Source organism: Microbispora bryophytorum (assembly GCF_006874465.1).
Classification (GTDB): domain Bacteria; phylum Actinomycetota; class Actinomycetes; order Streptosporangiales; family Streptosporangiaceae; genus Microbispora; species Microbispora bryophytorum.
The window spans coordinates 42,984-59,420 of record NZ_VIRL01000010.1; the positions used below are offsets into that span (position 1 = coordinate 42,984).

The window sequence follows — 16,437 nt, forward strand, 5'->3', positions numbered from 1 at the left end:
GGGCGGTCAAGCGTCCCGGACAGCAAACAGTGACCGGAAGGACAGATCAACCTGTCGTTCTTCCCGAGCAGGCGTTCGGAAAAATGTCAGTCCTCGTCGTTATTGTCGAGGTATGGCCAACGTCATTCGGCACTCGCTGACCGCCGAGGAAATCGCCGCCCTCGCCCTGTCGCTCGCCCACCTCGGTGCCGGCCCGCAGTCGGTCACCGCCCGGCGCGGTCTGCGCCACGCCTTCGAGCACCTCGACCTGGACGACGACGTCATCGCCGCGACCCTGACCACCCTGACCACCCCGCTGCCCACCGACGTCGCCCGGCGGGCGCGGGCGGTGGCCAACGCGATCACCGCGCGCCTGGTCATCCGCATCCAGTATCACGACGCCGCGGGCCGGATGACGGTCCGCGACGTCGAGCCGGTGACCTGCCTGGTCCACGGCGAGTTCTGGTACCTGGTGGGCTGGTGCCGCATGCGCCGGTCGATCAGGGCCTTCCGCTTCGACCGCATCCTGGCGGTCGAACCGACCGACCTACCGGCCCGCGCCCATCTGCCGCAGCGCTACCTGCCGTTCCAACGACGCTCGCGGGCCAGTCGCCCGTCCGCGGCCTGACACACCGCGGCCCGCGGGCGTGGCGCCCGCGGGCCGCAGGCCTGACCCGGACCACGCGGCGGGACACCCCCGGGTCAGCCGCCGCAGCAACCGCCGCCACAGCAGCCGCCCGCGCCGCCCGCCGGACGGGCGGCGGGAGCCCCGGACGCCCTGCCCGTGACGGCCACGGTGGACAGCAGCTTCACGGTGTCGTCATGGCCGGAGGGGCAGACCGCCCGGTCACCGGCCTGCGCCATGGGACGGTTGAGCTCGAACGTCGATCCGCACGCGCGGCAACGGTAGTCATAGCGAGGCATGCGTCCAGATTACGGCCCGCCGCGGCGACCGCGCGCGCCGCGGGGAAGCACCTCAGGTGAAGTGGATGGTGGCGTAGTCGGCGATGGGCCGGTAGCCGAGCCTCTGGTAGACGGAGTTCGAGATGGGGTTGCCGAGATCGGTGAACAGCAGCACCTCGGTTGCTCCGTCATCGAGCGCCTTCCTGCTGGCCGCGTGGCTGACGGCGCTGCCGTACCCGCGCCCGCGCAGATCGGGCGGGGTGTAGACGGGCCCGATTCGCGACATGCCGGCGATCGGCGCGCAGACCCCGGCGATGGACACGGGCCGGGCGCCGTCCTCCCACAGGACCAGTTCCTCGCGGTTGACGCGCGCGGCGGCGACCGGGGTGGGATCGGCGGTGCGCTCGGCGTGGGCCTCCTGCTGGAACTCCCGGAAGAAGCGCACCACCGTGGGCAGGTCGTCGGGGCCCGCCACGCGGGGCTTCCCCGGCGCGGAGGGAGCCCGCAGCGCGCCGAGGCGATAGAGCCGCTCGGCCCGGCGGTGTGTCTGCGGCCGCCACCAGGCGCGTGCGAACGCCTCGGCGACGGCCGCCGGACCGCCGACGGCGGGGACGTCGTGGTCCCTCTCGATCAGGTCCCGCGCCAGCGGGGCGAGCGCCGCGAGCGGGACATCGCCCAGCGCGAGGGGATAGGGCGGCGTCCGGCAGGCCGCCCCCACCACCGTGCCGTCGTCCTCCAGCCAGGCCAGGAGGGGATCGGCCGTGAACCGGCCGTCGCGGATTCCGCTCAGCACGGTCAACATGACCGTGCTGCGCACGGGGTCGCGCAGCAGCCAGGACTCGGCCGCCGCGGCGTACTCCTCCACGTCGGCGGTGATCGTCCATCTCATGACGTCATCCGTCAGGCCGCCGTCTCCGACAGATAGGGCGCCCACTGCGGATCGCCGTCGAGTTGCGCGCCGATGAGCCGCCAGTGCGCGCCGTGCGGCACCACGGGAGCCACGCGCAGCGCCCACCCGAGCTCCTCCAGCAGCCTGTCGGCCTTCCGGTGATTGCACGGCATGCACGAGGCGACGCAGTTCTCCCAGGTGTGGGGGCCTCCCTTTGACCGTGGGATGACGTGGTCGATGGTCTCGGCCCGCTGGCCGCAGTAGGCGCAGCGGAAGTTGTCCCGGCGCATCAGCGCCGCCCGGGTGAGCGGGATACGCGTCCGGTAAGGGATGCGGACGTAGCGCCGCAGCCGGATGACCGACGGGACGTCGAGCGTGCAGGTGGCCGAGCGCAGGACCGCGCCCCGGCCGTCGCGGTGGACGACGTCCGCCTTCTCTCTCAGCACCAGGATGACGGCCCGGTGCAGGGAGAGCGTGGTCAGCGGTTCGTATGTGGCGTTGAGTAGCAGGACTTGGCGCATCAGCCGGCCTCCACAGCGGTCTCGGCTGTGCGCCTGGGTTGTGGCCCCGTCTGTTGGGACCCGGGTGCTTCCGTCACAGGGACCTCCGCCGGACGGCCCAGCGGATCGTCACCACGGCACCGCCCTTCACCAAAGTGTGGCCTTGTCGGCGGCCTCTCCGCCACCCCATAAAGGGTCCGTGAGGTGAACGACGGGAACGCCTGCAGCTTCTATGCCCAGCTGTTCGCCCCTTTATTCCCGTCTTGGCCGGGTAGGGACGGTGTACCGTCGCAGTCGGCCGGTTGATTTAAAGTGCCAGCATGAGCCGAGTGCCGTACCCGCCAGCCCGCCGTGACGACATCGTCGACGATCTCCACGGAACGCCCGTCCCCGACCCGTACCGGTGGCTGGAGGATCCGGACGATCCGGCGACGAAGGAGTGGCTGGACGCGCAGGAGACCCTGTTCCGGTCCGCCGAGCTCGAAGGGCGCGACCACTTCCGCGAGCGCATCGCCGAACTGCTGCGGTCCGGGTCGGTGGGGACACCGTCCTGGCGCGGCGAGCGCCGCTTCTTCACCCGCCGGGCCCCCGACCAGGAGCACCCGGTCCTGTACGTCGCGGACGCAGACGGCGAGCGCGTGCTGCTCGATCCCACCGCCCTCGACCCCTCGGGCCTGACCACGCTCGACTCCTACCAGCCGGACAAGGAGGGCAACCGGCTGGCGTACCAGATCTCGGTCGGCGGTGACGAGGAGTCGCGCCTGTACGTCGTCGACGTGACGACCGGAGAAATCGTCGAGGGGCCGATCGACCGCTGCCGCTACTCCCCCGTGGCCTGGCTGCCCGGCGGCGAGGCGTTCTACTACGTGCGAAGGCTGGCGCCCTCGCTGGTCCCGGCCGATGAGGAGCAGTTCCACCGCCGTGTCTACCTGCACCGTGTCGGCGCCTCCCCCGACGACGACGTGCTGATCTTCGGCGACGGCCTGGAGAAGACCAACTACTACGGAGTGTCGGTCTCGCTCGACGGCAGACGGCTGTCGATCTCCGCCTCACGGGGGACCGCCCCGCGCAACGACCTGTGGGTGGCCGACCTGGACGCCTCCTCATTGGAGGCGCCGGAACTGGTCACCGTGCAGCAGGACGTCGACGCCCAGACCGGGCTCCACTTCGGCCGCGACGGGCGGCTCTACGTCTTCACCGACCTCGACGCCCCGCGCGGGCGGGTCTGCGTCACCTCTCCGGAGACGCCCGGCCCCGAGCACTGGCGCGACCTCGTTCCCGAGGACGCCGAGGCGGTGCTGTCCGACTTCGCGATCCTCGACGGCATGGCCGAGCCGATCCTGCTCGTCGGCTGGACCCGGCACGCGATCGGCGAGATCTCCGTCCACGCCCTGGAGACCGGCGAGCGGATCGGCGAGGTCCCGCTGCCGGGGCTCGGCTCGATCGGGGGGATCTTCGAGCGTCCGGAGGGCGGGCACGAGGCCTGGTTCAGCTACACCGACGGCATCACCCCGACCGCGGTCTACCACTACGACGCGCTGACCGGCGAGACCTCCCTCTGGGAGGCGCCTCCCGGTGCGGTGGAGGTGCCCGAGGCGACGACCGAGCAGGTGGTCTACCGGTCCAAGGACGGCACCGAGGTGCACATGCTGGTTACCGCACGCCCCGGCTCCGGGCCCCGTCCCACCATCCTGTACGGCTACGGCGGCTTCGGGGTCCCGATGAACCCCGGGTTCTCCGCCACGACGCTGGCGTGGGTCGAGGCGGGCGGCGTCTACGCGGTCGCCCAGCTTCGCGGCGGCGGCGAGGAGGGCGAGCAGTGGCACCGGGACGGCATGCTCGGCAACAAGCAGAATGTCTTCGACGACCTGCACGCCGCGGCCGAGCACCTCATCGCCACCGGCGTCACCAGCCCGGACCGGCTCGCCATCTCCGGCGGCTCCAACGGCGGCCTGCTCGTCGGCGCGGCGCTCACCCAGCGCCCCGACCTGTACGCGGCCGTCGTCTGCCTGGCCCCGCTGCTCGACATGATCCGCTATGAGAAGTTCGGCCTCGGGGCGACCTGGAACGTCGAGTACGGCTCGGCCGACGTGCCGGAGGAGTTCGCCTGGCTGTGGGGCTACTCGCCCTACCACCACGTGCGCGAGGGGGTGTCCTACCCGGCCACGCTGTTCGCCGTGTTCGCCTCCGACACCCGCGTCCACCCGCTGCACGCGTGGAAGATGGCGGCGGCCCTGCAGCACGCGCAGGCGGGCGACCGGCCGATCCTGCTGCGCAACGAGACCGAGGTGGGGCACGGCGCCCGGTCGGTGAGCCGGTCGGTCGAGCTCTCGGCCGACCAGCTCGCGTTCGTGGCCCGGCACACCGGCCTGAAGGCCGGCTGAGGCGCGGAGCTCAGCGCGGGAAGATGACGGTCTTGTGGCCGTCCAGCAGCACGCGGTGCTCGGCGTGCCAGCGGACGGCCCGGGCCAGCGCCTGACATTCGAGGTCACGGCCGATCGCGGCGAGGTCCTCATGTGAGTGGGTGTGGTTCACCCGCGCGACCTCCTGCTCGATGATCGGCCCCTCGTCGAGGTCGGGCGTCACGTAGTGCGCCGTGGCGCCGATCACCTTCACGCCCCGGGAGTACGCCTGGTGGTACGGCTTGGCGCCCTTGAACGACGGCAGGAACGAATGGTGGATGTTGATCATGCGCCCGGCGAGCTTGGCGCACATCTCCGGTGAGATCACCTGCATGTAGCGGGCGAGCACGACCAGATCGGCCTGGTAGTGGTCGACCAGCGTGAGGATCTCCTCCTCCTGCCGCGGCTTGGTGTCCGCGGTGACCGGCAGGTGGTGGTAGTCGACGCCGTACGACTGGGTGAGGGGACGCAGGTCGGGGTGGTTGGACGCGACGCCCACGATCTCGATGGGCAGCAGGCCCGAGCGCACCCGGTAGAGCATGTCGTTGAGGCAGTGGTCGAACCGGCTGACGAGCACCAGCGCCCGCGTCCGCACGGAGAGGTCGAAGAGCTGGAACTCCATGGCGAACTCCGACGCGAGCGAGGCGAACGCCGCTCGCAACTCGTCGACCGCGCTCCCGCCGGAGAACTGCACGCGCATGAAGAACCGCTCCTCGACCGGATCGCCGAACTGCTGGCTCTCGATGATGTTGCAGCCCTTCCCGGCCAGCAGCCCGGAGACGGCCGCGACCACTCCGGGCCGGTCCGGGCAGGACAGGGTCAGCACAAATTCAGCGCTCATGCTCAGATCCTCGACGGGGGACGGTGTCGGCTTCAAGGGTGTCGGCTTCAAGGGTAGGGCTAGCCGGTCGGAGAGTGCGGACAGGCGGAGGCGGGGCGGCGGACGACCGGCTGATCGGTTTGACCGGCTGATCGGCTTGACCGCTGACTGGCCGCCCGCCCGCTGTGAGCGTCCCCCGCGTGTCAGCCCTCCTTGTCGTGCCGCTCCAGCGCCGCGCCCACGTCGGGGTCGTCGGGAGCCAGCGCCGACGCCCGGCGCAGGTCGGCCAGCGCCTCCTGGCCCCGGCCGAGCGCGTCGAGCGCGGTCGCCCGGTTGAAGTACAGGGCCGCGTCCTCGCCCAGCTCGATCGCCCTGGTCAGGTCGTCGACGGCGCCCCGCGCGTCGCCGGTCTCGAACCGCAGGGTCGCCCGGTTGGCCCAGGCCGAGGCCAGGCGCGCGTCGGCGGCCAGCGCCGCGTCGAAGGCCAGGGCGGCCTCCGCGTAGCGGCCCGCCTCGGTCTCCAGCTGCCCGAGCACGCCGTGCAGGTGCGCGTTGCCGGGGTCGAGGGCGAGCCCCGCCTCGACGTCGCGCCTGGCGGCCTCGTGCTCGCCGAGCATCTCCAGCACACCGGCCCGGTTGACGTACGCGTCGAGAAAACCGGGGTCGAGGTCGAGCACGTGGTCGAGGTCGGCCCGGGCGCCGTCCAGGTCCGCGCCGGCCAGGCGCAGCTCCGCCCGGTTGTAGTACGCCTCGGGCAGCGGCGGGCTCACCCGAATCGCCGTCTCGTAGTCGGCCAGCGCCTCGTCCGTGCGTCCCATCTCCAGCAGCAGGTTGCCCCGGTCGAGATAGTGGTCGGGGAAGCCCGGGTCGATCGCGACGGCGCGGTCGAAGTCGGCCAGCGCCTCCTCCTTGCGGCCCGTCCGCGCGAGGAGCTGCGCGCGGTTGGCGAACAGCACCATCCGGTGCACGGGGTGGGCGTCCGGAGGGAGGTCGCGCTCGGCCAGGTCGATGGCCGAGCGCACCAGGCCGAGTGCCTCGTCGATGCGACCCTCCCGCAGCTCGATCAGCGCGCGGCCGTTCTGGTCGAACCCGAGTTTGAAGGCGCGCGTCCGCCGGTCGGGAAGCAGTGTGGAGATCGCTATCGCCTCGTTGATCCAGGCTCTGGCCCTGGCCAGGTCGCGCCGCGCCGGATCGCGGTCGCGCGCATCGAGCATCGCCGTTCCGTACGCGGCGGCGGCGTGCACGGCCGGATCGACGCTGATCCTCCGGGCCTGGTCGTACAGCTCCTGCGCGTGCGCCCGCCGGCCCAGCCCCGCCAGGGCGGTCGCGGTGCGGTGGGTGAAGCGCCACCACAGGTCGGAACCCGGCGACACCCGCCGCAGGCCGCGCGAGCCCAGCTCCACGACCGCGTGCAGGAGACCCTCGGTGACGCAGTGGTCCACCGCCGCCCACAGGGCCCGCGCCGCGGCGTCCGGGTCGCCGCCGTGCTCCAGGTGGTAGGGCACCGCGCCCAGAGCGTGCTCCGGCGCCGCGGCGTCGGCCGTCAGCTCGGCGGCGCGCCGGTCGTGCCGGCGCGCCCGTTCCTCCGGCGGCAGCGACAGGTACGCCCGGTAGGAGCGGGGGTCGTCGGAGGTGCAGTCCGAGACGACGTAGTCGTCGGGCGGACCGCCCTGGGCCGGGGCCTCCACCAGTCGCGTGGCCTCCCATTGGGGCTCCGCGGAGGCCAGGGCCAGCGTCAGATCCGGCACCCGGCGCGCCAGGACGCCCAGCAGCTCGCGGTCGGCCGGATCCGCCTCGTGCAGGTTGTCGACCAGCAGCGTCCGCGGCCCGTCGAGGCAGTCGCGGACGAACTCGGCGATCCCGTTGGCGATCCGCAGCGTGCGGCGCGGCGCGGGCACGAGGATCCGCTCGTCCTCCGTCAGGCGGGCCTCGACGGTCTGCCGCCGCGCCGGCACCAGAGGGCGCAGGCTGGGAGCGACGGCGCGGATCTCGATGTCGTGTTCCGCCACCAGGCCCGGGGAACGCTCCAGGGCGACCGGAACGAGGGCGCGCAGGATCGCGCCACCGATCGTGTACGGACCGCGTAACCGGCGGTGCCCGTTGACGACGGGCGCCACAGGAGGCGGCACCTCCAGGACAAGCGCTCGGAGGGCCGCCAGGCGGTCCCGGGAGAGATCCCCCCGGACCCAGATGTGGCTCGGGTGGTCCCTCACCCCTTGTGGATCACGCTCGCGGTGCCGCTGAGCTTGGTCGTCCCCGGCTTACGGATAATGATCTTCTTCATCACGCCTCTTTCCCCACTCTTGTGGACAAGGCACAAGTATTCGCAGGGATCAGCTATCCGCCAAGGGATGGAAGCATTATCTATCGGGAGAAAAGCGGAGAGACTACGGCATTCAGCTGCTTCTCGATATAAATCACCACATTCTCACCGCGCACCTCGCGCCGCAGCTCCCGCCAGCCGGATTTGCGATAGAGCTCCAGCGCGGCGACCTGACGCAGGGTGGTGTCACCGCGCAACGTCCGGTAGCCGAGCCGGCTCGCCCGATCCTCAAGCTCCTGCGCGATCCGGGCGCCGTAGCCGCGCCGCTGATGATCGGGGTGGACCCGGAGCCGGCACATCTCCGCCGTGTCGGCGTCGATACGGCGCAGGCCGCCCATCGCCACGAGCCCCGCCCCGGACACCTCGCCCACCAGGAAGTCACCCCCCGCGGCCAGGTAGACCTCGGTGATCCGGGGGAAGTCGTCGTCGTAGTAGACGCCGTCACCCGGCACGACGCCCACCTGGGCCAGGCCGACCTGATGGAGGGACCACACCGCGTCGAGGTCGGACCACCGGTACCGCCGGATCCTCAGCGGTGCCGTCCTGCTCTGCCCGCCCCTCACGGGATCTCCCGGCTCGAGATCTCCCGCCAGCGCGTCTCCTGCCACACGTCCTCCTCGGTACCCACGTCACCCGACGTCACGGAGCAGCTCCGGCGGGATCTCGACCCGGCTCTGCTTGATCACCTCGCAGAAGGCCTGGAGCCGGGGCGAGTCGCCGTGCTTGGCCCTGACCTCCTTCACCAGGTCGTACGCCGGTTTGAGCAGCAGGTCGGTCCGGTAGTCCTTGTCGACGAGCTCGATGGCCTCCTGACCCAGCTTGAGCGCCGCATCGACGTCGCCGTCGATGAGCCGGCACATCGCCCGGTCGAACCGGATCAGGGTCTGGTCGAGCAGGTCCTCATCCGTGTACTTGTCGAGCGCCTGCTGCAGGACGACGTCGGCCTCCACCGTCTGCCCCAGCTTCACCAGGACGTCGCCCTGGTAGAAGTAGAGCTGCCGCTCGGTGTAGCCGAACGCCGGATCCTCCCGGTCGCTGTCGTTCATCTGCTGGAAAGCCGCCCTGGCGCGATGCAGGGCCCGCTTGGCCTGCTCGACCACCTCGTGCCGCGAGCCGTTGACACCGGCGATCTTCGCCAGCGCCCTCGCCTCGACGACGGGCGCCATGGCCCGCGCGGCACAGGGGGTGTGGCCGGCCAGGTCGCGGCTCTTCTTCGCCAGCGTGAGCGCCTCGCGCGGGTCGCCGTAGTAGAGCGGGACCAGCGCCTCCCGGGCGGTGACCCAGGCCCGCAGGGCCCGATCGCCGGTCTCATCCGCCGCCATCCGGCCCGTACGGAAGAACGACCGGGCCATCCGCTGGTCCCCGAGGTCGATCATGATCATCCCCGAGAGCCCGGCGAGCTGGGCGGCCATCCGGCACAGCCGCTCCTGCACGTCGATGGGCTGCCGTCGGTCCAGGGCCTTGCGCACAGCGGTGAACTCCAGCATGACGTCGCAGAGCAGCCGTACGGGCGGGGTGTTCATGTACTGCCGCCCGAAGCCGAATGTGGCCTGCTCCCACTGGTCCAGCATCGCCGGCGAGACGGTGGCCATGACCATCGTCTCGTCCATGCGCCGGCGGAGGTTCTCCACCGCGCCGAGCACCTCTTCGTTGAGCTCCTTGAGCCCAGCCGCCCCGACGGTGCCGCCGGCGAGGAGCCTCAACAGCGTCCTCCGTAGCACGTTCTCGTCCTCCTCGCCCCCGTCCACCGGATGGGTGCCGCCGCCCGACGGGGCCGGCGCGCCCCACGGAGCGGGTGAAGTGATGGGTCTGTCCTGTTCAGGAGCACCGCCACCTGATTCGGCCAGGTGTCCGTGGCCGCAGATGCACGGGCTTTCGAACCCCAGGGCCGGGGGTTCCACCCGGTAGACCGAGCACAGGTAGTGGAGATACTCCGGGCCGGGCCGCTTCATGCCCGACTCGTACGCGGACAGTAGCGTCTCGCCGATGCCGGGGACGGCCTTTCCGTCTCTCTCGAAGAGCGCACGCACCTGCTCGATCACGTCGGCGAGCGCCACACCGTGTGAGAGGCGATGCGCCTTGATCCGAGTCGTGCCGAACTGCGCTCCACAGTCGTCGTGGATCTCCTTGGCGATCTCGGCCAGGCTGCGCCCGGCTGCCAGGCCTCGCGCCCGGATCCGGCGCGCGGTCTCCGTCTCTCTGTGTTGCCTGCCGGACATCCCGGCCCCTCTCTCGTGGCCGGCCGCACTCGCAGCCCGTGGTCTCGAGCGGTCCTCACCTCGTGACGGAGAGTGACTTACTCGTCGCGCTCCGACCACACCATAATGATGGACCATAGTTGGCGCGGCCAAGCCCCCAACTTGAACGCGCCGACTAAGGATCGTCCCCCGATAGGGGTTTTCTTTCAACTGACACGGGTTTTCCTCCACCACAGCGGCTTGTCGCCCTCGTTGACCCGAGCACTTCTGTGAGCCATCTTTGGCGCACCAGAGTGAACAGGCGGAGACGGAAAGTACACATTCCATCCGCGAACGGGAAATGAAGGAGGACCTACGGTGGGGGAGGACGATTTCCGGCATCTGGAACATTTGGTGGCCGAACTTGATGCGCGGGGCCTGCTCGCGCGAGTCGTTCGCACCCCGTCGGGCCGCGCCTACGTACGCGTGATCAATCCCGACGCGACGAGCCTCACGGAGAACGTCGTCTGCCAGGCGGCCGACTACTGGTGGTCCTGGGGTGAACGGATGCACCGGGCCGACGACCCCGCCGGAGCGGCCACGAAGGTGGCCCGCGTGCTTGCCGCGGTGAGCGAGTAGGGGAAGGCGGCGGCCCGGGTGACGGTGAAGTCGCCGTGGCCGCCGCATCCACCGCGGCCTCAGGGGGCGGGCAGGACGCCCGGTGCGGAGCGTGGCCGTCGTGCCGCCCCGGCGCGACGGCTGTGCTGCGGCGTCCCGCCCGCCCCGACCCCGTCCGCGTCCCGCGGGCGGGCCGACCGGCTCGCCGGTCGGCATCGACCGCCGTCCGGCCCCGTCGAGCAGGTGGGGCCGGACGGTGATCGAGGGGATCCCCGCTTGGAGAACGGCGCCGGGCGCGCTTCCGGGTGCGCGCCCGCGCCCTGCCACACCGTCACTGGAGCGTGTCCGGTCCGCCCTCCGCGGCCCCGGACGGGACGCGTTCCCGTCTTCCCCGGCGATGTGACGGAGGCCGGATCAGTCGGCAGTATTGGCTACGTTCATGACCTGCCGTTGAACCGATCCAAGGGGGATCCACCTCGTGTTACCACTGTCGCCCGCGACGCCCACCCCAGCGCCGACCGTGCCGGATCTCGATGTGATCGGCCAGCAGGTGGCAAAGGCGTGTGACAACAACGACGGCATCTTCTGCACCGTCCTGAACAGCACCTTCCCGGAGAAGGACTTCCCCGCCTGGGTGCAGCTCGTGGCGGGCATCGTGGACGTGCTGCTGCTGATCGCCCTCATCCTGGCCGGAGCGCTGGTCGTCCGGAACGTCGTGCACCGGCTGATCACCCGGCTCACCGTGCGGGCCAGCGTCGGCGTCCTGCCGGAACGGCTGCGCGGCAAGAGCGTGCTGACGAGCACGGAGGCCGCGGCGGCGATCATGACGGAGCGCCGCAGGGCACGCGCCGAGACGATGGGCTCGGTGCTGCGGAGCCTCGCGTCCGTCGTGATCCTGGGCACCGCGGCGTTGATGGTCTTCGCGAAGCTCGGGGTCGAGCTGGCGCCGCTGCTCACGAGCGTCGGCATCATCGGTGTGGCGGTCGGCTTCGGCGCCCAGGAGCTGGTCAAGGACTTCATCGCCGGCATGTTCATGCTCCTGGAGGACCAGTACGGCGTGGGCGACGTGATCGACACCGGGGTGGCCGTCGGCACGGTGGAGGCCGTCACGCTCCGCATCACCCGCCTGCGCGATGCCGACGGCAAGGTCTGGTACGTGCGCAACGGCACGATCACCCGCATCGGCAACGAGTCGCAGGGCTGGTCGAGGGCTCTGGTGGACGTGCCGGTGCCGTACGACAGCGACGTGGCGACGGTCCGCGAACTGCTCAACGGCCTCGCACACGACATGTGGGAGGACCCGGACTACCGGGACACGGTCATCGTCGAGGAGCCGCAGGTCTTCGGCCTTGAGTCGGTCTCGGGCTCGTCCGTCATCTTCCGGATCAGCGCGAAGACCGTGCCCGCGCGGCACCTGGAGGTCGCCCGGGAGCTGCGCCTTCGGGTGAAGCGGGCCTTCGACGACAAGAGCCTCGTCTTCGCGGCCTGACCCTTACCGTTCGGTAGCTGACTTAGGCTGAAACCGTGACCAGCGAGCAGACCCTGTCCTTCTACGAGGCGATCGGCGGTGAGGAGGCCTTCGAGCGCCTCGTCCACCGGTTCTACGAGGGCGTCGCGGAAGACCCCCTGCTGCGCCCGATGTACCCCGAGGAGGACCTCGCGGGCGCGGAGGAGCGGCTGCGCCTGTTCCTCATCCAGTACTGGGGCGGCCCGAGGACCTACAGCGAGCAGCGCGGCCACCCCCGCCTGCGGATGCGGCACGTGCCGTTCGTCGTCGATGAGGCGGCACGAGACGCCTGGCTCCGGCACATGGGCGACGCCGTACGCTCCCTCGGCCTGCCGGCCGAGCACGAGAACCAGCTGTGGGACTACCTCGTCTACGCCGCCCACAGCATGGTCAACGCATAAGTAACGGAAGCAGCGGGCAGCCAAAGACTCATGGAAACAACCCCTTGGTGGCGTGATGCCGTTGTCTATGAGATCTATGTCCGCAGCTTCGCCGACGCCTCCGGCGACGGTACGGGCGACCTGGCGGGAATCCGCGACCGCCTGCCGTACCTCGCCGAGCTCGGCGTCGACGCGATCTGGCTGACCCCCTTCTATCCCTCCCCCATGGCCGACGGCGGCTACGACGTGGCGGACTACCGCGACGTCGATTCGTTGTTCGGGTCGCTGGCCGACTTCGACGACCTGGTCGCCGACGCGCACGCGCACGGCCTGCGGCTGATGGTCGACATCGTGCCGAACCACAGCTCGTCGGCTCACCCATGGTTCCAGAAGGCCCTGGCGGCCCCCAGGGGCTCCCAGGAGCGCGAGCGGTACATGTTCAGGGACGGCGGCCCCGAGGGCGGTGGAAGCGGCCACGGAGAGCCGAACAACTGGCTGTCGACCTTCGGGGGCCCGGCCTGGACCCAGGTGCCCGACGGGCAGTGGTACCTCCACCTGTTCGCGCCCGAGCAGCCCGACTTCAACTGGCGCAACCCCGAGGTGCGGGAGGAGTTCCTCGACGTCCTGCGGTTCTGGCTCGACCGGGGGGTGGACGGCTTCCGGATCGACGTCGCGATGGGCCTCATCAAGGCGGAGGGGCTGCCCGACACCGATCCGGGCTTCACCTCAAGGTCGCCGATCTGGAGCCGGCCGGAGGTGCACGACATCTATCGCGACTGGCGACGGGTGCTCGACTCCTATCCCGGCACCCGTGTCGCCATCGGCGAGGTCTGGACCGACTCGGCCGAGGACCTCGCGTTGTACGTGCGGCCCGACGAGCTGCACCAGAGCTTCAATTTCGCCTGGTTGGAGGCCCCCTGGTCGGCCACGGCCTTCAGGAAGGTCATCGACGACACCCTCAAGGCCGTCGCCTCGCCGACCTGGGTGCTGTCCAACCACGACGTCGTACGGCACGTGACCCGCTACGGCCAGGGGTCGCTCAACCCGCAGGCCGGTCCGGCCCGGGCCCGCGCGGCGCTGCTCTCCATGCTCGCCCTGCCGGGGTCGGCCTACCTGTACCAGGGTGAGGAGCTCGGGCTGCCCGAGGTCACCGACCTGCCTCCGGAGGCGCGGCAGGACCCGATCTTCGCGCGGTCGAACGGCGAGGTGCCGGGCCGCGACGGCTGCCGGGTGCCGCTGCCCTGGTCGGGCACCGAGCCGCCGTACGGCTTCGGGTCCGGCGGGTCGTGGCTGCCGCAACCGGCGAACTGGGCGGACCTCACGGCCGAACGGCAGGCGGCCGACCCGTCCTCGACGCTGTGGTTCTACCGACGGGCGCTGCAGACGCGGCGGGAGCTGCGCGGCACGCTGCCCGAAGCGATCACCTGGCTGGAGTCGCCGGAGGAGACGCTGTTCTTCCGGCGGGGCCGGCTGCTCTGCGTGATCAACTGCGGCGAGGGCGCGGTGGCGCTCCCGCCCCACGACCAGGTGCTGATCACCAGCGGCCCGCTCGACGGCACCGCTCTTCCCGCCGACACGGCGGCCTGGCTGCTCACCGGCTGACCGCGCCCCGCCTCCGGACCGGCCACCCTCTCCGGACCGGCCTTGGCTTCCCGACCGGCCTCCGCCTCCCGACCGGCCACCGGCTCCGACCGGGCCACCGTCTCCGGACCAGGCCACCGCCTCCGGCCGTCGCGGCCGGTCACGGAGCGAGGGCGGTGAACCGCTTGAGGTAGGCGAGCTCGTCCTCGTCGAGCCTGCGGGGGCGGGCCTCCGCGGCGTCGTAGGCCACCAAGACCGTGCGTGCCTCGGCGTAGAGCGTCTCGTCGTCGCGGATCTCGTACGCGAGGGTGAAACGCACACTGGAGATCTCGGTGACCCACATCTCGACGCGGACGGGATCGGCGCGGAAGGTCAGGGGCCGCCGGTAGTCGATCTCATGCCGGGCGACCACCAGGTCCTGCCGGCGGCCGGCGAGCTCGCGCGGCCGCTCCCACAGCATGGACACCCGCGCGTCCTCAAGGTAGTCGAGGAAGCGGACGTTGTTGACGTGGCCGAAACTGTCGATGTCGGCGAAGCGCACCTTGCGCTCGAAGACGAAGCGGGTCAGCTGCTCTGGAGGATGGCGTAGCTCGGTCACCGGTCAAACCTAACGGGCCCCCGTCCCCCGCCGTGGCGGCGGGGGACGCAGGCGACAGGCCCGCGAACGGGCGAGGGAACTCGGATCAGTCGCGGGTGAGCTTGCGGTAGGTGACGCGGTGCGGGCGGGCGGCGTCCGCGCCCAGCCGCTCGACCTTGTTCTTCTCGTAGTCGGCGTAGTTGCCCTCGAACCAGAACCAGTTCGAGCCCTCTTCCCACGCCAGGATGTGGGTGGCGATGCGGTCGAGGAACCACCGGTCGTGCGAGGTGATCACCGCGCAGCCCGGGAAGTCGAGCAGCGCGTTCTCCAGGCTGGACAACGTCTCGGTGTCGAGGTCGTTGGTGGGCTCGTCCAGCAGCAGCACGTTGCCGCCCTGCTTGAGGGTGAGGGCGAGGTTGAGCCGGTTGCGCTCGCCGCCGGACAGGACCCCCGCGAGCTTCTGCTGGTCGGGGCCCTTGAAGCCGAACGCCGCGACGTACGCCCGCGAGGGCATCTCGACGTTGCCGACCTTGATGTGGTCGAGCCCGTCGGAGACGACCTGCCAGACGTTCTTGTTCGGCTCGATGCCGGCCCTGCTCTGGTCCACGTAGGAGATCTTGACGGTGTCGCCGACCGTGATGGACCCGGTGTCCGGAGTCTCGGACCCCGTGATCATCCGGAACAGCGTAGTCTTGCCGACGCCGTTCGGGCCGATGATGCCGACGATGCCGTTGCGCGGCAGGTCGAAGGACAGCTCGTCCATCAGCAGCCGGTCGCTGAAGCCCTTGCTCAGCTTCTCGGCCCGGATGACCGTCGTGCCCAGGCGGGGGCCCGGCGGGATCTGGATCTCCTCGAAGTCGAGCTTGCGGTACTTGTCGGCTTCGGCGGCCATCTCCTCGTAGCGCTGGAGACGGGCGCGGCTCTTGGTCTGGCGGGCGCGCGCGTTGGAGCGCACCCACTCCAACTCCTCCTCCAGGCGCTTCTTGCGCTTGACGTCCTTCTGGCCCTCGACCCTCAGACGCGCGGTCTTGGCCTCCAGGTAAGTGGAGTAGTTGCCCTCGTACGCGTAGCACCGGCCGCGGTCGAGCTCCAGGATCCAGCCGGCCACGTTGTCGAGGAAGTAACGGTCGTGGGTGACGGCCAGAACGGTGCCGGGGTACTTCTCCAGGTGCTGCTCCAGCCACTGGACGCTCTCCGCGTCGAGGTGGTTGGTGGGCTCGTCGAGCAGCAGCAGGTCGGGCTGCTCCAGCAGCAGCTTGCACAGCGCGACCCGGCGCCGCTCGCCACCGCTGAGCGTGGTCACCTCGGCGTCGGGCGGCGGGCAGCGCAGCGCGTCCATGGCCTGTTCGAGCTGGCTGTCGAGGTCCCACGCGTTGCTGTGGTCGAGCGCGTCCTGCAGGCGGCCCATCTCCTCCAGCAGCTCGTCGCTGTAGTCGGTGGCCATCTGCTCGGCGATCTCGTTGAACCGGTCGAGCATCGCCTTGGTCTCGGCGACGCCCTCCTCGACGTTCCCGAGCACGGTCTTGGACTCGTTGAGTGACGGCTCCTGCAGCAGGATGCCGACGGTGAAGCCGGGCATCAGCCGAGCCTCGCCGTTGGACGGCTGCTCCAGGCCCGCCATCATCTTGAGCAGCGTCGACTTGCCCGTGCCGTTCGGGCCCAGGACACCGATCTTGGCGCCCGGCAGGAACGACAGCGTGACATCGTCAAGGACCACCTTGTCACCGTGCGCTTTGCGCACGCGCTGCAACGTGTAGATGTACTCCGGCATACCTTCAAGC

At 70.7% G+C, this 16,437-nt stretch carries 15 protein-coding genes; 6 read left to right on the top strand and 9 right to left on the bottom strand.

Translation table 11 applies throughout. From position 1 onward, the window contains the following. The first annotated feature begins 112 nt into the window (after positions 1-112). Complete coding sequence (locus FLX07_RS19025; protein WP_142572165.1) at positions 113-607, top strand: helix-turn-helix transcriptional regulator; 495 nt, start codon at positions 113-115, stop codon at positions 605-607. Positions 608-681: 74 nt separating this feature from the next. Here FLX07_RS19025 and FLX07_RS19030 read toward each other — a convergent pair whose 3' ends face one another. From FLX07_RS19030 to FLX07_RS19040, 3 genes are read right to left on the bottom strand one after another with little or no spacing between them, the layout of a single operon-like run. After that, entirely contained in the window at positions 682-903 is a 222-nt protein-coding gene (locus FLX07_RS19030) for an FmdB family zinc ribbon protein (RefSeq protein ID WP_142572166.1), read from the bottom strand. Positions 904-955: 52 nt separating this feature from the next. Further along, on the bottom strand, positions 956-1,771 hold the full coding sequence (locus FLX07_RS19035) for a GNAT family N-acetyltransferase (protein ID WP_142572167.1): 816 nt from the start codon (positions 1,769-1,771) through the stop codon (positions 956-958). A gap of 11 nt (positions 1,772-1,782) precedes the next feature. Next, positions 1,783-2,292, bottom strand: a complete 510-nt coding sequence (locus tag FLX07_RS19040) for an HNH endonuclease (RefSeq protein WP_142572168.1) — start codon at positions 2,290-2,292, stop codon at positions 1,783-1,785. Positions 2,293-2,591: 299 nt separating this feature from the next. Here FLX07_RS19040 and FLX07_RS19045 point away from each other — a divergent pair, with 299 nt between their 5' ends. Continuing rightward, a complete protein-coding gene (locus tag FLX07_RS19045; RefSeq protein WP_142572169.1) occupies positions 2,592-4,655 on the top strand; it encodes a prolyl oligopeptidase family serine peptidase in 2,064 nt (687 codons plus the stop codon). A gap of 10 nt (positions 4,656-4,665) precedes the next feature. Here FLX07_RS19045 and purU read toward each other — a convergent pair whose 3' ends face one another. From purU to FLX07_RS19065, 4 genes are all read right to left on the bottom strand, one after another. Beyond that, positions 4,666-5,514, bottom strand: a complete 849-nt coding sequence (gene purU, locus FLX07_RS19050; RefSeq protein ID WP_142572170.1) for a formyltetrahydrofolate deformylase — start codon at positions 5,512-5,514, stop codon at positions 4,666-4,668. Positions 5,515-5,696: 182 nt separating this feature from the next. Then, entirely contained in the window at positions 5,697-7,610 is a 1,914-nt protein-coding gene (locus FLX07_RS19055) for a tetratricopeptide repeat protein (protein ID WP_229689736.1), read from the bottom strand. A 247-nt stretch (positions 7,611-7,857) separates the two neighbouring features. Then, positions 7,858-8,424, bottom strand: a complete 567-nt coding sequence (locus FLX07_RS19060; protein WP_229689735.1) for a GNAT family N-acetyltransferase — start codon at positions 8,422-8,424, stop codon at positions 7,858-7,860. Between the two features lie 21 nt (positions 8,425-8,445). After that, entirely contained in the window at positions 8,446-10,035 is a 1,590-nt protein-coding gene (locus FLX07_RS19065; protein ID WP_142572172.1) for a tetratricopeptide repeat protein, read from the bottom strand. A gap of 372 nt (positions 10,036-10,407) precedes the next feature. On the opposite strand from FLX07_RS19065, the gene FLX07_RS19070 reads away from it, so the two are divergent. From FLX07_RS19070 to FLX07_RS19085, 4 genes are all read left to right on the top strand, one after another. Then, complete coding sequence (locus FLX07_RS19070; protein ID WP_229689734.1) at positions 10,408-10,632, top strand: hypothetical protein; 225 nt, start codon at positions 10,408-10,410, stop codon at positions 10,630-10,632. A 457-nt stretch (positions 10,633-11,089) separates the two neighbouring features. Continuing rightward, the gene (locus tag FLX07_RS19075; RefSeq protein ID WP_229689733.1) at positions 11,090-12,100 is read left to right on the top strand and encodes a mechanosensitive ion channel family protein; all 1,011 of its coding nucleotides are present in this window, start codon (positions 11,090-11,092) and stop codon (positions 12,098-12,100) included. A 35-nt stretch (positions 12,101-12,135) separates the two neighbouring features. Continuing rightward, a complete protein-coding gene (locus tag FLX07_RS19080) occupies positions 12,136-12,519 on the top strand; it encodes a globin (protein ID WP_142572175.1) in 384 nt (127 codons plus the stop codon). A 30-nt stretch (positions 12,520-12,549) separates the two neighbouring features. Next, the gene (locus FLX07_RS19085; RefSeq protein ID WP_142572176.1) at positions 12,550-14,100 is read left to right on the top strand and encodes a glycoside hydrolase family 13 protein; all 1,551 of its coding nucleotides are present in this window, start codon (positions 12,550-12,552) and stop codon (positions 14,098-14,100) included. Between the two features lie 139 nt (positions 14,101-14,239). On the opposite strand, the gene FLX07_RS19090 is transcribed toward FLX07_RS19085, so the two are convergent. Both FLX07_RS19090 and ettA read right to left on the bottom strand, forming a co-directional pair. Then, positions 14,240-14,677, bottom strand: coding sequence for an acyl-CoA thioesterase (locus FLX07_RS19090; RefSeq protein WP_229689732.1), 438 nt, complete (start codon positions 14,675-14,677; stop codon positions 14,240-14,242). A gap of 85 nt (positions 14,678-14,762) precedes the next feature. Continuing rightward, positions 14,763-16,427 (bottom strand): energy-dependent translational throttle protein EttA, encoded by a 1,665-nt coding sequence (gene ettA, locus FLX07_RS19095; RefSeq protein ID WP_142572177.1) that lies wholly within the window; start codon positions 16,425-16,427, stop codon positions 14,763-14,765. Positions 16,428-16,437 lie beyond the last annotated feature (10 nt).